The sequence below is a fragment of the Agrococcus sp. ARC_14 genome, assembly GCF_022436485.1.
GTDB lineage: Bacteria > Actinomycetota > Actinomycetes > Actinomycetales > Microbacteriaceae > Agrococcus.
Window position 1 is genome coordinate 2,102,762 of sequence record NZ_JAKUDO010000001.1, and the last position, 14,316, is coordinate 2,117,077.

Genomic DNA, 14,316 nt, shown 5'->3' on the forward strand with positions numbered 1-14,316 from the left:
GTGCGTGCTGCGGCGTGCCCGGAGGCGAGATGAGCGAGACGACAGCAGGAGTCCTGGCGAGCGGACACCTGGCACCGTCGCCCCGCACCCTGCTCGACGTGCTGCGCGAGAGCGTGCTCTCGAACCCCGACGGCTCCGCGCTCGAGGATGCGCAGGGCGCGCTCTCCTATCGCGAGCTCATGGCGGCCGTCATCCGCACCGCTGCCCGCCTCTCCCTCGAGGGCGTCGGCCGCGGCGATCGGGTCGGGGTGCGAATGCCCTCCGGCACGCGAGCGCTGTACATCGCGATCCTGGGCATCATGGCCGCGGGCGCCGCCTACGTGCCCGTCGACGCCGACGACCCGGAGGAGCGCGCGCAGCTCGTCTTCGGCGAGGCCGGCGTCGCCGGAGTCATCACCGGCAGCGGGCAGTACACGGCCGCGGACCGGTCTGGCAGCGCCGTCGACACCGCCCGCCCAGCCACGACCGTCACCGCGACTGCGCTCTTCGAAGGCGACCCCGCGCATCCGAGCACGGCAGGGCTGCCGATCCCGACGCTGCCGACACCCGACGACGACGCGTGGATCATCTTCACCTCCGGCTCGACGGGCACGCCGAAGGGCGTCGCCGTCAGCCACCGCTCGGCTGCCGCCTTCGTCGACGCCGAGTCGCGCATCTTCCTGCAGGAGGAGCCGATCGGGCCCGGCGATCGCGTGCTGGCGGGGCTCTCCGTCGCGTTCGACGCCAGCTGCGAGGAGATGTGGCTCGCGTGGGGCCACGGCGCCTGCCTCGTGCCGGCGCCCCGCTCGCTCGTGCGCAGCGGCATGGACCTGGGCCCGTGGCTCACGCTGCGCGGCATCACGATCGTCTCGACCGTGCCGACGCTCGCGTCGCTGTGGCCCGCATCGTCGCTCGAGAACGTGCGGCTGCTCATCTTCGGCGGCGAGGCCTGCCCGCAAGAGCTGGTCGACCGGCTGGCGACCGAGGGCCGCGAGGTCTGGAACACCTACGGGCCGACCGAGGCGACCGTCGTCGCCTGCGCGGCGCAGCTCTCCCCCGGCGAGCCCGTGCGCATCGGCCTGCCGCTCGACGGGTGGGATCTCGCGGTCGTCGACGAGGCCGGGCAGCCGGTCGCCGAGGGCGGCACCGGCGAGCTCATCATCGGCGGCGTCGGCCTCGCGCACTACCTCGACCCCGCGAAGGATGCGGAGAAGTACGCGCCGCTCCCCTCGCTCGGGTGGCAGCGCGCCTATCGATCCGGCGACATGGTGCGCTTCGACCGCGACGGGCTCTTCTTCGCCGGCCGCGCCGACGACCAGGTGAAGGTCGGCGGCCGCCGCATCGAGCTCGGCGAGATCGAGGCGGCGCTCAGCGCGCTGCCCGGCGTGAGCGCCGCAGCCGTGGCGGTGCAGCAGACGGATGCGGGCAACCAGGTGCTGGTGGGCTACCTCGGCTGCGACGTGGAGACCTTCGACCGCCAAGCGGCCAACGAGCGGCTGCGCGAGGCGCTGCCGGCGGCGATCGTGCCGGTGCTCGCCCTGCTGCCGGAGCTGCCCGTGCGGGTCTCCGGCAAGGTCGACAAGCGAGCGCTCCCCTGGCCGCTCGAGGAGAGCGCCTTCGAGGCGTCCGGCAGCGCGCCGGGGCTCGCGGCGCTCGCCGCCGACTGGCAAGCGGTGCTCGGCCTGCCGGCGACCGGCGAGGACGACGACTTCTTCGCGCTCGGCGGCGGCTCCCTCGCGGCTGCGCAGCTCGTCACCCGCATCCGGCAGCGCGACCCCGAGTTCACGGTCGCCGACATCTACGCCTACCCGCGCCTGGGCGCGATGGCGGCAGAGCTCGCCGCACGCGTCTCCACCGGCGCGCAGGAGCCCGCCTCGACGCACGAGATCGCGCGCACGCCCAAGGACACCCAGTGGATCCAGACGCTGCTGGGCGTGCCGCTGTTCATCCTCAGCGGCACGCGCTGGCTGCTGGCCGCCCTCACGATCTCGACGCTGCTGCAGGCGTGGACGGGCTTCGAGGCACTGCCGACGGCGAACCCGTGGCTGCTGGTCGTCGGGCTGGCGATCTTCGCGACCCCCTTCGGGCGCATGGGCATCGCGGTGGTGGCGGCCAGGCTGCTGCTGCGCGGCCTGCAGGCCGGCGACTACCCGCGCGGCGGCAGCGTGCACCTGCGACTGTGGCTCGCCGAGCAGATCGCGCAGCAGGCGGGCGCCGTGAGCCTCGCCGGCGCACCGTGGGTGACGCTGTACGCGCGGGCCCTCGGCGCCAGGATCGGCAGAGATGCAGACCTGCATTCGGTGCCGCCCGTCACGGGCATGCTGCGCATCGGCAACGGCGCATCCATCGAGCCGGAGGTCGACCTCACCGGCTACTGGATCGACGGCGACCTCGTGCGCATCGGCGCGATCCGCATCGGCGCGCGCAGCTCGGTGGGCGCGCGCTCGACCCTCGCCCCCGGCACCCGCATCGGCAAGGACGCTGTCGTCGAGCCCGGCTCCGCCGTCTTCGGCCGCGTGCGATCCGGCGAGCGCTGGTCTGGCTCCCCCGCCCGCCGCGTCGGCTCGGCGAAGTCGTGGTGGCCGGCGGAGCGCCCGCCGCACACGAAGGGCTGGGCGTGGGCCTATGGCCTCTCGGCGATCGGCCTCTCGCTCATCCCGCTGCTGGCATTCCTCGCCGGCGGCGTCGTGCTCGCGCTCGGCATCCGCGGTGCCGACGGCCTCGGCGAGGTCGCGCTGCTCGCGCTCGCCTGGCTGGTGCCCGCAGCGCTCGTCGCCGGGCTCGTGCTCGCCGGACTCATCGTGCTGGTGGTGCGGCTGCTCGCGATCGGCCTCACGGCCGGCGTCTTCCCCGTGCACAGCGCCAACGGCTGGAAGGTCTGGGCGACGGAGCGGCTGCTCGATGCTGCGCGCACGATCCTCTTCCCGCTCTACGCATCCCTCTTCACGCCCGTCTGGCTGCGCATGCTCGGCGCCCGCATCGGCCGCGATGCCGAGATCTCGACGGTGCTGCTCATCCCCACCATGACGACCGTGCACTCCGGAGCCTTCCTCGCCGACGACACGCTCGTCGCCTCCTACGAGCTGGGCGGCGGCTGGGTGCGCATCGCGCATGCCGAGATCGGAGAGCGGGCCTTCCTCGGCAACTCCGGCATGGCGAGCGCCGGCAACCGCATCCCGAACGACGCCCTCGTCGCGGTGCTCTCGGCAGCGCCCCGCAAGTCGAAGAAGGGCTCGTCGTGGCTCGGCTCCCCGCCCGTGCGGCTGCGGCGCACGCCGGTCGAGACCGACATCGCCCGCACCTACGAGCCGCCGCTGCGGCTGCGCGTCGCCCGCACGCTGTGGGAGCTGTGCCGCATCGTTCCGGTGTTCGTCACGATCGCGATCGGCATCGGCGTCATGCTCACCCTGCTGTGGGTGGCGGATGCGTGGGGCGGGCTCGCGGCGGTGCTGCTGAGCGGCGTCGTGATGCTCGCCGCCGGCGCCGTCGCGGCCGGTGTCAGCACGGCCGCGAAGTGGGCGCTCGTCGGTCGGATCCCGGCGGCCGAGACGCCGCTGTGGTCGTCGTTCGTGTGGCGCAGCGAGGTCGCAGACACCTTCGTCGAGATGGTGGCTGCGCCCTGGTTCGCACAGTCTGCGGCCGGCACCCCAGCGCTCGTCTGGTGGCTGCGCAGCCTCGGCGCGACGATCGGGCACGGCGTCTGGTGCGAGAGCTACTGGCTGCCGGAGGCCGACCTCGTGACGCTCGGGGATGCATCCACCGTCAACCGCGGCTGCGTGGTCCAGACCCACCTCTTCCACGACCGGATCATGTCGATCGACGCCGTCACGCTCGATCACGGCGCGACGCTCGGTCCGCACAGCGTCATCCTGCCCGCCGCCCGCATCGGCGAGCACGCCACCGTCGGCCCCGCCTCGCTCGTCATGCGCGGCGAGCTCGTGCCCGATCGCAGCCGCTGGAGCGGCAACCCGATCGGGCCGTGGCGCGAGGTGAAGGTCGCCGACTACCATGCGGTGAGCACATGAGCCGCAGCAGCCAGAGCCCAGCGCCCGCCACGCAGCCCGTCGGCGGCGAGCCCTACGCCCCCGCATCCGGCAGCCTCGGCTGGAGCGCGCTGCACTACGACCTCGAGCTGCAGTACCGCATGGCCACGAATCGGCTCGACGCTGTCGCGCGCATCACCGGGCGCGCCGAGCGCGAGCTGACGGCGATCGGGCTCGACCTCGTCGGCCTGCGCGTCGGCAAGGTCGTGGTCGACGGCGAGCGCCGCACGCAGCACGCACAGCGGCCGGGCAGGCTCACCGTCACGCCGGCGGCGCCGATCGCCGCGGGTGCGACGTTCGAGCTCGAGATCGCCTACTCCGGATCCCCCGCGCCACGCAGAAGCCCCTGGGGGACGGTCGGCTGGGAGGAGCTCGAGGACGGCGTGATCGTCGCCTCGCAGCCCACCGGCGCCCCCACCTGGTACCCGTGCAACGACCGCCCCTCGAACAAGGCGACCCACCGCATCCGCATCACCACCGAGCAGAGCTACCGGGTCATCGCGACGGGCGCGCTCGTCGATGAGCGCACGAGCTCAGGGCGCACGACCCGCACCTTCGAGAGCCGCGTGCCGGTCGCCACCTACCTCACCACCGTGCAGATCGGTCGGTATGTGCGCCGCGCGACCTCACAGGACGAGGTGCCGGTCGTGGCGTACTACCCACCGGCGCTCGAGCGGCGGGTGCTCGCGGATCTCGCACCGCTGCCGCGCATGCTCACGTGCTTCGTCGAGCGCTTCGGGCCCTACCCCTTCGATGACTACACCGTGGTCGTCACGGCCGACGACCTGGAGATACCGCTGGAGTCGCAGGCGGGTGCGGTGTTCGGCGCCAACCTCATCGACGGGCACGGCGGCGAGGAGCGCCTCGTCGCGCACGAGCTCGCGCATCAGTGGTTCGGCAACAGCGTCGGGGTGGCCGGCTGGCAGCACATCTGGCTCAACGAGGGGCTCGCGTGCTACGCGGAGTGGCTGTGGTCGGAAGCGGCCGGCAGGCAGTCGACCGACGAGCTCGCGCGCGAGCACCACCGGCTGCTGCAGCGGCTGCCGCAGGACATCGTGCTCGGCGACCCGGGTGCCGCGCTCATGTTCGACGACCGCATCTACAAGCGCGGCGCCCTGCTCGTGCACGCGCTGCGGCTGACGCTCGGCGATGTGCGCCTCTTCGGCCTGCTGCACGACTGGACGGCGCTGCACGCGCAGTCGACCGCGACCACCGAGGATTTCCGGCGGCTGGCGAACAAGGCCTCGGATGCGCCGCTCGACGCGCTCTTCGATGCGTGGCTGGTCGAGACGGCGCTGCCGCCGCTGCCCGTCTCGCAGGTGCGGACCGGCAGTGCGAAGGCCCGCCACCGGCGCTGAGCGACCACCCGGGACGGCGGCCGCTCAGCGGTCGTCGAGGTGCTCGGCACTCGCCGAGACTCATCGCGTCAGAGCGCTCGGCCGCGATACATCCGCGCTGCCAGGGCCGTCGCGATGACGATCCCGACGATGCCGATCAGGATGCCGACGAGCACCATGACCTCGACGGGCGTGCTGGCCAGCGCCTGCTGCAGCGGAGCGAGCATGCCGGTGGCCTGTCCGAGCCAGGCCCCACCCGCCACCACGAACGCCGGGGCGTAGGCCATGAGGCGCCCGCGGGAGTAGCCGATGCGGAAGAACACGGGCAGCTGCAGCGCCAACGACAGGCCGACGATCGCCGCGGCCGCAGCGTGCGCGATCAGCAGGATCCCCGGCGCCACCTGATCGCCGCGCACGGCGGCCATCACGAGCGTCACGGCAGTGGCGAGCGCGGCGGCGGAGAGGTAATAGGTCACCAGCGCGATGACGCGACCGATGACCACCGTGCTGCGCGCAATCGGCAGCAGCCCGTAGAGCGTGTCGAGGCGGCCCTTCTCGTCGCCCAGGAACGGCGCCGAGACCATGAGCGAGGTGACGAGCGCTGCAGCCAGGATCGCCATCCCCGGCACGGGCAGCACGACGCCGACCACGACGACGAACAGCAGCGTGAGGAGCGTCTGCTTCCGGGCGAACCACGAGAGCAGGTCGAAGCGTGCGAATGCGGCGATCATGCGGCGACCTCCGCTCGCTCAGCACCGAGGTGCACGACGATGTCGTCGATGCTCGCGGCATCGATCACCACCTCAGCGCCGAAGCCCGCCGAGTCCTCCATGCGGATGAGTCCCGACCACTGCTCACCGGAGCGCTGCACACCGACGACGGGGCCGTCGGGCACCGCGCCCGCGCCGCGCGCCATCGCGAACTGCTCGACCACCTCGTGCAGCGGCCCGTGGTGGGCGATGCGCCCGCCCACGAGCACGACGAGGTCGTCGGCGAGGCCCTCGAGCTCTGCGGTGATGTGCGTCGAGACCAGCACGGCATGGTCGGGGTCGACCATGAACTCGCGGATGATGGCGGCGATCTCGCGGCGGGAGGCAGGGTCGAGCCCACTGGAGGGCTCGTCGAGGATCAGCAGCTCCGGCGTCTGCGCGAGCGCCGTCGCGAGCGAGAGCTTGATGCCCTCGCCGCGCGAGAGCTCACCGACGCGGCGTGACTGCGGCACCGACAGCCTGGCGAGCAGGTCGACGAACCGCTGCTCATCCCACTGCGGGTAGAACGGCGCGATGCGACGGCCGAGCGTCGGCACCTTCCACTCCTCTGCGGCGGTGGGCTGGTCGAGCACGATGCCTGTGCGCGCGAGTGCGTGCGGCGAACCAGCCGGGAGACCGAAGGTCTCGGCGCGACCGCCATCGGGGGCGATGAGCCCGAGCATCGCTCGGATCGCGGTGGTCTTGCCCGCCCCGTTGGGGCCCACCAGCCCGACGACCGTGCCGCGCGGCACCGCGAACGAGATGCCGTCGAGCTCGAAGCTCGGTCGCTGGACGCGCAGATCTTCGATCCTCGCCAGGTTGTCAGTCATGCTTCCTCCAGATCTCGTCAAGCCGGTCATGGATGTCTGCCCTGCCGAGGCGGGCGTCGCGAGCGGCGAGGATGGTCTCCCGCAGCAGCTCGTCGACGCGTTCGTGCAGCGCCGTGCTCGCGGTGCCCGGATCGATCTCGAGCACCACGAAGCCGCGCCCGTGTGCGCTCTGCACCAGCCCTTCGGCGATGAGGTCGTTGTAGGCGCGGGTGACGGTGACGATGCTCACCCGCAGATCCGCCGCGAACTGTCGCAGCGACGGCAGCGACTGCCCCGCCTGCACCTCACCCGAGAGGATCGCCGTGCGCACCTGAGCCTTGATCTGCTCATAGATCGGTGTGCTCGAGCTCGTCGAGACCACAACGCGCATGTCGACCTCCTGTTCGCATACACCATAACAGTTGCGTCGGCAGGGGCCAAGGCCACGGGCTCGCAGCAGCCCTACCGAGCGATCGCGACGCTCACGACGAGCGCGTCATCGAGCGCGATCTCGTGCACGGCGAATCGCCGCGAGGAGCCGGGCACGGATGCGGTGAGGCCGTCGGCGGTCGGCTCCAGCAGGACGTCGGCCGGCTCGACCCGCAGGCCGCGCCCATCCGCCTTCAGCACGGCCTCGACGCGGGTCCAGTGCAGCAGCGGGTCGGGCGTGTCGTGCCGCAGCAGCGCGCGCAGCGCTTCGAGCCGCACCGGCGACGTCTCGCGAGGCTCCGCATCCACGCCGACGCGAGCGCCGGTCATCGCCGCGACCACGTGATGCTCGCCCGCGTGTGCCAGCGAGACGCCGATGCCGCGCGCCGCGGACGGCTCCATCACCACCGGGCGCCCGTGCGGCCCGCCGCAGTCGGGGCAGCGCTGCACGATCGAGACGGAGGCGCGGTCGACGCCGGCGAGCTCGGCGACGACGGCGCGCAGCAGGTCGTGACCCGCAGCACGGCCGGGCGCGCGCACCTCGCGCACGAGCAGACCCTCGGGCAGTGCGTGCGCGGGGAGCCCGCGTTCGGACCACTCGCCCGCACGTGGGCCGCTCGCGGGGAGCCCATCGTTGGCCAGCCCGCCCTCGCCGGGCGCCGGTGACGGCTGCGAGGTCACTCGCGCGACCGCTGCACGAGGCCGGCGAGCACCGCGTGCAGCAGCGGCACCGCGGCCACGATCATGAGCACGGTGCTCAGCGTCTCGTCATCGCCCCGCACCAGTGCGCCTGCCACCAGCAGGCCCGCGAAGAGCATGGCGGAGACGACGCGCGCTGCGGCGCGCTCGAGGCGCGCGATGCGGCGCTCGAGCCGGGGCGTCTCGATCGCCAGCCTGCCCTCCTCCACCCGCGTGACGAGCGCGTCGAGGCGTCGTGGCAGGCCGACAGCGGTCTTGGCGATCGCGATGCCCTCCTCGACGGCGGCACGAGCCACGTTGCCGCGCTCCTCCCGCACGAGCCTGCCCGCGTAGGGCTCGACGGCATCCCACAGGTTGAACTGCGGATCGAGCGTGCTGCAGACGCCGGAGGTGAGCGACATCGCGCGGATGACGAGCAGGAAGTGCTCCGGCAGCTGGAACGGCAGCGTGCGCATGAGGTCCTGGAACTCGAGCGCGAAGTCTCGGAACTCTCGCGGGTCGACCTCGCGCAGCTCGGCGAACCCCATCCCGCCGAAGCGTGCGAATGCGCGCGTCATCGCGCGCTCGAGCTCGGCGGTGTCGGCAGAGGGCAGCAGCGCTCCCAGATCCTGGATCGCCTCCACCATGCCGCGGCCATCGCGCGCGGCGGCTGCGATCAGCAGGCTCCGCAGCCCGCGGCGGGTGCTGCCGGGCACCTCGCCCATCATCCCGAAGTCGATGAAGGTCAGCGTCCACGGCGCACTCCCGTCGCTGCCGTCGCCGGGCGTGACGAAGAGGTTGCCAGGATGCGGATCGGCGTGGAAGAAGCCGTGCACGAACAGCTGGTCGAACATCACGGCAGCGAAGGCCTGCGCGACCTCGGAGGGATCGATGCCCGCTGCGCGCAGCGCGTCACCGTCGGTGAGCTTGATGGCGGTCACGTCTGCGAGCGTCAGCACGCGGCGCGTGGTGCGCTCCCACACGACCTGCGGCACGGCGACCCGCGGGTCATCGGCGAAGTCGGCCGCGAATCGCTCCGCGCTCGCGGCCTCGTGCAGGTAGTCGACCTCGTCGAGGCTGGTCTGCGCGAACTCCTCGACCAGGGCCGGCATGTCGACGCGGTCCCGCACCAGGCGCACGCGGCTCAGCCAGCGGCCGACGACGCGGAGCGCCGCGAGATCGGCGTCGACGATCGCCTGGATGCCGGGCCGCTGCACCTTCACGACCGCCGCCGCGGTGCCGAGCTGGGCTGCGTCGAAGGGCGTGAGCGTGGCTCTGTGCGCCTGGCCGAGGGATGCAGCGGCGAGCGGCTGCGGGTCGATCGCGGCGTACGCCGTCTCGATCGGCATGCCGAGCTCTTCCTCGATCGCCTCGCGCAACGGCGCGAACGGCACGGGCGGCGCCTCGTCCTGCAGCCCCTCGAGCCCGCTCGTGATCTCGGGCGGCAGCACGTCGAGCCGCGACGACATGAACTGCCCGACCTTGATCATGAGCCCGCCGAGCTCGACCGCGAGGTGATGGAAGCGGCGCGCGAGCCGTGTCAGCCGGGCGCCGCGCCCTCGAGCGGCGAGGCGTGAGAGCCCGATGCTCGGCAGCAGGATCTCGAACCACCACATCGTCGTCAGGTGGCGCGCGGCGAAGCGAAGGATGCGCCGGTAACGGGCGCGCGGACTTGCGACGTCGGGCATCGACTCTCCTAGACCCCGATGCACCGGCGGCGCTCGGCTCAGTCCTGAGCGAGGATCGAGTAGAGCCTACGGCGCGCCTCTTCGAGCACGGTGACCGCTTGCTGCACCTGCTCGGGGCTGCCCGTGCGCCCCACCTGGGCGGCAGCCTGGGCGAGCTCGATGCCTGCCTTCGGCAGCGCAGAGGCACCGGTGCTGCCACGGCCGGGCGCCTCCCAGGGCGCGGAGCGTTGCGCGGACTCGTCGGCGACGGCGCGCCCGGCCTCGCTGAGCGCGTAGGTCTTGCGGCCGTTCGACTCCTCGGCGCTGATGAGCCCCTCATCGGCGAGCAGCTGCAGGGTCGGGTACACCGAACCGGGGCTCGGCTTCCACGCGCCCCCGCTGCGCTCCTCGATCTCCTGGATGATCTGGTAGCCGTGCATCGGGCGCTCGACGAGCAGCGCGAGCACCGCCGCGCGCACGTCGCCGCGTCCCATGCGCGTGCTGCTGCCCCGCTTGTCGAAGGCGGAGCGCAGCTGATCCATCGCCTCCCACACGTGGGAACCGCGGTCGAAGCCTGCGTCTGCGAATGAACCGTGCATGATGACCTCCTCGCGTCGCCGAGTGTCGACGATACTCAACGATATATCGTTCGAGAGGAGTGCGCCAGAGAGGATCGGACCTTCATCTCCGCAGATGCAGCAGCGGCGGCGGTGGGAGATCGACGCGGGCCGTCGTGGGGCGCCGGCCGCCCCTTCGAGCGAGCAGCTGGCGCAGATGGTGCTCGGCCGTCCGCTGGGCGCCGCCGTTCGGGCCGAGCCGGGCAGGGCCGGGCTGCGCGGTGGCAGGGCGTCGGGAGGCGCGATGACGGTCGCGCACGCGGACAGCGAGGGTCGGTGCGGCGTCCGAGGCGAGCGACGGCTCGGTGCCTGAGGCGAGCGACAACTCGGTGCCTGAGGCGAGCGACGGCGCGGCGACACTAGCCAGCGACGGTGCAGCACCACTGACGAGTGCTGCGCGCGACGCGAGCCTCTGCATCCCCCGCGCGCCGCTGCTCCGCAACGACCGCAGCTGCGACACGACGCGCCACTGGCCCGGATTCGGCCCCGCCGGCTCGACGAGCAGGCGCCCCGCGTGCACTTCGTGGTGGTGATAGATGCACAGGAGGATGCCGTTGTCGGTGTCTGTCGGCCCATCGCTCCGCCAGGGGACGATGTGGTGGGCCTCGCACCAGGCGGCCGGCATCTGGCAGCCGGGGGCCCGGCACCCGCGATCGCGGAGGGCGAGCGCCCGCCGCTGCGCAGGGCTGAAGAGGCGCTGCGCACGGCCCAGCTGCAGCACGTGGCCGCAGTCATCGCGGACGGCGACCTGCACCCTCGCGTCGCAGAGGAGGCGCGCGGCGTGCTCCATCGGCACGAGGTCGCCCGTGTGCTCGATCGTGAGGCGCCGATCGCGCTGCGGGTCACCACGGAGGTAGGCGGCGTACGCCTCGATCGTGCCGGTGTAGACGAGCACGGGCGGCTCGCCGCCGACCGTCGGCGCATCGCCGGAGGCCGCGTGCGCCTGCACCAGCCCGACCAGCACGTCGTGCCGGATCTGCTCGGGTGTGCGGTCGTCGACCGACACCTCGGCGCCCTCGGGTCCGGGGCCACCGGCTGCGGAGTTCGCGGCTTCCGCGGCTCGGGTCGCGCCGTCGTCATCGTCGTCTTCGCGGAACGCGACCTGCACGCGTGGCCCCGTGTACGCATCCAGCAGCGCCTTGAACGCGGCGCCCTGCTCGGCAGGGCAGACCATCGTGATCTGCCACATGCCGTCGGTGCGGCGACCGATGCGCAGCGATCGCATGGCGCGCTGCCGTTCAGCGTCGGGAAGCACGCCGTCCGGATCGAGCACGGCCGCGTAGGCCCGCGCCTGCACGACCAGCAGCTCTGGCACGAGCGGCGCGTCTGGCTCGACGGCCGCATCGACCAGGGCGGACTCCGCCCAGGCGAGGTCGTCGGCATCGGCGCGCGGGGCCGCGGGCTCGAGCGTCTGCACGATCGCCTGCGCCTGGGGCAACGAGAGCTCGCCGGCGGCGAGCGCCTCAGCGACGCGCGGATACCGGACCGGGATCGTGACGCCCGAGAGGCCGATGGTCGCGGTCGTCGCGGCCGCCATCGCCAGCAGATCTCCCGCCTGGCGACCGCGGCAGCCGAACGCCGACGTCAGCGCCGACTTCGCGCTGCGATGCCCGAGCCGCCGGCACAGCGACTCGTCGTCGGGGCCCTTCGAGCGCTCTGCCACCTGGGCCGCGATCAGCACCTGCTGCGCCTCGACCAGGCGCGTCAGCTCGGCAGTGCGCGCCAGCAGCTCGACGATGTCATCGGCGGGAGCCAGGCCGAGCGACGTGCTCGCCCCCAGCAGCGAGCGCGCAGCGTCGACCGCCGCCTGCGCCTGCTCGCTCGTACCCATCGCAACTCCTTCGTCGCCTTCCGGTGGGAGCAGACTAGGTGGGGCCACCCACATCCGTTCCCCCGTGCCGACGAAGCTCTGCGATGCCACCCACATCGATGATCGACCACCATGTCGGCCGCCGGCCCCGACGACGACAGGAGCACCCCATGTTCACCGGACTGAGCGCCTTCCCCCTCACTCCCCTGCGCGACGACCAGGTCGATCTGGACGCCTTCGGCCGCATCATCACGATGCTCGCAGGCAGCGGGGTCGACTCCATCACCGCGCTGGGCTCCACCGGTTCCTACGCCTACCTCGATCGCGACGAGCGGCAGCGCGTGGTCGCCGCGGCCGTGGCCGCCGCAGGCGACACGCCCGTGATCGCCGGGATCGGCGCGCTCCGCACGTCCCACGCGATCGCCTACGCCCGCGATGCCGTGGACGCCGGCGCGCAGGCAGTGCTGCTGGCACCGCTCACCTATCAAGCGCTCACCGTCGAGGACGTCTACGGGTTCTACGGGGATGTGCTCGGTCACCTGACCGTGCCGTTGGTCGTCTACGACAACCCCGGCACCACCCACTTCACCTTCACCGACGAGCTCTACGGGAGGCTGGCGGCGCTGCCGGGCGTCGCCTCGATCAAGATCCCGGGCCTGCCCGCTGGCGTGACGGCCGAGCAGCGCGTCGCGCGGATCCGCGACGTCGTGCCCGAGCGCGTCACGATCGGCATCTCCGGCGACCCCTTCGCCGCCGACGCGCTGAACGGCGGCTGCGACGCCTGGTACTCCGTCATCGCCGGCACCCTTCCCGAACCGGCGCTGCGGATCACCCGCGCGGCGCTCACCGGTGACGCGGCTGGCGCCGCAGCCGAGTCAGCACGACTGCAACCGCTGTGGGATCTGTTCGCCGAGCACGGCGGCAGCAATCGCGTGGTCGCGGCGATCGCCGAGGAGCTCGGCCTCGCGCCCGCGAACAGCCTGCCCCTGCCCATCCGCGGGCTCGACGCGTCAGCACGCGCTCGCCTGCTCGACACGCTCGCGACCCTGGAGCTGCGCTGATGTCGGCGCCCCACGAGGAAGATGCCGAGCGGGACGACCTCAGCGCCGCGGGTCGATCATCGTGATGCCTGTCGCCGTCGAACGATCGAACGCGGGCAGCAGCCGCCCCGCCTCCTCGAGCCCGACGGTGCGCTCGACCAGGCGCTGCGGCTCGAGCACACCCTGCTCGATGAGCGCGAGCATGCCCGGGTAGTCGCCCGCGGCCATGCCGTGGCTGCCGAGCAGGTCGAGCTCCCACGCGATCACGCGCGACAGCGGCACCCGCGGATGCCCGTCGACCGGCGGGAGGAGGCCGACCTGCACGTGTCGGCCGCGCCTGCGCAGGCTGAGCACCGCATCCGATGCCGTCTGCTCGCTGCCGACGGCGTCGACCGAGACGTGGCTGCCTCCATCGGTGAGCGCCGCGACGGCGGCCGACACGTCGCGGCCGTCGGCGAGCACCGTGTGGGCGGCGCCCAGCTCCGCCGCGAGCTGGAGGGCGGATGGGTTGCGGTCGACCGCGACCACGCGTGCGCCGAGCGCGTGGGCGATCATGACGGCGCTGAGGCCGACACCGCCGGCTCCGATGACCGTCACCCACTCCCCCGGCGCGACCCGCGCTCGGCCCACCAGCGCCCGATAGGCGGTCGCGAATCGGCACCCGAGGCTCGCTGCGGTCGCGACGTCGATGCCGTCGGGGATCGCGACCAGATTGGCGTCGGCCGCGTGCAGGGCGACGTGCTCGGCGAACGATCCCCAGTGCGTGAAGCCGGGCTGCTGCTGCTCGGGGCACACCTGCGCATCGCCGGCGAGGCACCACTCGCACCGGCCGCATCCGCACACGAACGGCACGGTCACGCGGTCGCCGACCTGCCATCGCCGCACGCCCGGCCCGACCGCCGAGATCACCCCGGCGAGCTCGTGCCCCGGCACGTGCGGGAGCGCGATCTCGTCGTGCCCCGCCCACGCGTGCCAGTCGCTGCGGCAGAGCCCGGTCGCGAGCACCTGCACGACGACGCCGCCATCTGGTGGCGACGGATGCGGCACGTCGCGCACCGCAGGCAGGCCGCGGACGGCGTCGATCACGAGAGCGCGCATGAGGCGATCCTGGCAGGTGCCGGTGCTGCGCTCCCCATCGGCGGCACTGCTCCACATCGG

The 14,316-nt window shown here is 72.8% G+C and carries 11 protein-coding genes; 3 read left to right on the forward strand and 8 right to left on the reverse strand.

From position 1 onward, the window contains the following. Positions 1-29 precede the first annotated feature (29 nt). Together MKD51_RS10430 and MKD51_RS10435 are read left to right on the forward strand one after the other, a co-directional pair. Entirely contained in the window at positions 30-4,004 is a 3,975-nt protein-coding gene (locus MKD51_RS10430) for a Pls/PosA family non-ribosomal peptide synthetase (RefSeq protein WP_240240237.1), read from the forward strand. Further along, positions 4,001-5,380, forward strand: coding sequence for a M1 family metallopeptidase (locus MKD51_RS10435; RefSeq protein ID WP_240240238.1), 1,380 nt, complete (start codon positions 4,001-4,003; stop codon positions 5,378-5,380). Before MKD51_RS10430 ends, MKD51_RS10435 begins: the two co-directional genes overlap by 4 nt. Positions 5,381-5,448: 68 nt before the next feature. Here MKD51_RS10435 and MKD51_RS10440 read toward each other — a convergent pair whose 3' ends face one another. The 7 genes from MKD51_RS10440 to MKD51_RS10470 all read right to left on the reverse strand — a co-directional run bounded on the left by MKD51_RS10440 (position 5,449) and on the right by MKD51_RS10470 (position 12,139). Beyond that, a complete protein-coding gene (locus tag MKD51_RS10440) occupies positions 5,449-6,090 on the reverse strand; it encodes an ABC-2 transporter permease (protein WP_240240239.1) in 642 nt (213 codons plus the stop codon). After that, on the reverse strand, positions 6,087-6,938 hold the full coding sequence (locus MKD51_RS10445; protein WP_240240240.1) for an ABC transporter ATP-binding protein: 852 nt from the start codon (positions 6,936-6,938) through the stop codon (positions 6,087-6,089). The genes MKD51_RS10440 and MKD51_RS10445 overlap by 4 nt, the downstream gene beginning before the upstream one ends. Beyond that, the gene (locus MKD51_RS10450; protein ID WP_240240241.1) at positions 6,931-7,308 is read right to left on the reverse strand and encodes a GntR family transcriptional regulator; all 378 of its coding nucleotides are present in this window, start codon (positions 7,306-7,308) and stop codon (positions 6,931-6,933) included. Before MKD51_RS10450 ends, MKD51_RS10445 begins: the two co-directional genes overlap by 8 nt. 71 nt (positions 7,309-7,379) lie before the next feature. After that, the gene (locus MKD51_RS10455; protein WP_240240242.1) at positions 7,380-7,895 is read right to left on the reverse strand and encodes a 4-phosphopantetheinyl transferase; all 516 of its coding nucleotides are present in this window, start codon (positions 7,893-7,895) and stop codon (positions 7,380-7,382) included. Between the two features lie 128 nt (positions 7,896-8,023). Then, positions 8,024-9,712, reverse strand: a complete 1,689-nt coding sequence (locus MKD51_RS10460) for an AarF/UbiB family protein (RefSeq protein ID WP_240240243.1) — start codon at positions 9,710-9,712, stop codon at positions 8,024-8,026. A 38-nt stretch (positions 9,713-9,750) separates the two neighbouring features. Beyond that, positions 9,751-10,290 carry a PadR family transcriptional regulator gene (locus MKD51_RS10465; protein WP_240240244.1) on the reverse strand — a complete coding sequence of 180 codons (540 nt, stop codon included), beginning with the start codon at positions 10,288-10,290 and terminating at the stop codon, positions 9,751-9,753. Between the two features lie 82 nt (positions 10,291-10,372). Continuing rightward, positions 10,373-12,139, reverse strand: coding sequence for an HNH endonuclease signature motif containing protein (locus tag MKD51_RS10470; protein WP_240240245.1), 1,767 nt, complete (start codon positions 12,137-12,139; stop codon positions 10,373-10,375). A 149-nt stretch (positions 12,140-12,288) separates the two neighbouring features. Between MKD51_RS10470 and MKD51_RS10475 the strand changes: the two genes are divergently transcribed. Continuing rightward, positions 12,289-13,179 (forward strand): dihydrodipicolinate synthase family protein, encoded by an 891-nt coding sequence (locus MKD51_RS10475; RefSeq protein ID WP_240240246.1) that lies wholly within the window; start codon positions 12,289-12,291, stop codon positions 13,177-13,179. A gap of 39 nt (positions 13,180-13,218) precedes the next feature. On the opposite strand, the gene MKD51_RS10480 is transcribed toward MKD51_RS10475, so the two are convergent. Next, positions 13,219-14,256, reverse strand: a complete 1,038-nt coding sequence (locus tag MKD51_RS10480) for a zinc-dependent alcohol dehydrogenase family protein (protein WP_240240247.1) — start codon at positions 14,254-14,256, stop codon at positions 13,219-13,221. Positions 14,257-14,316: the final 60 nt, after the last annotated feature.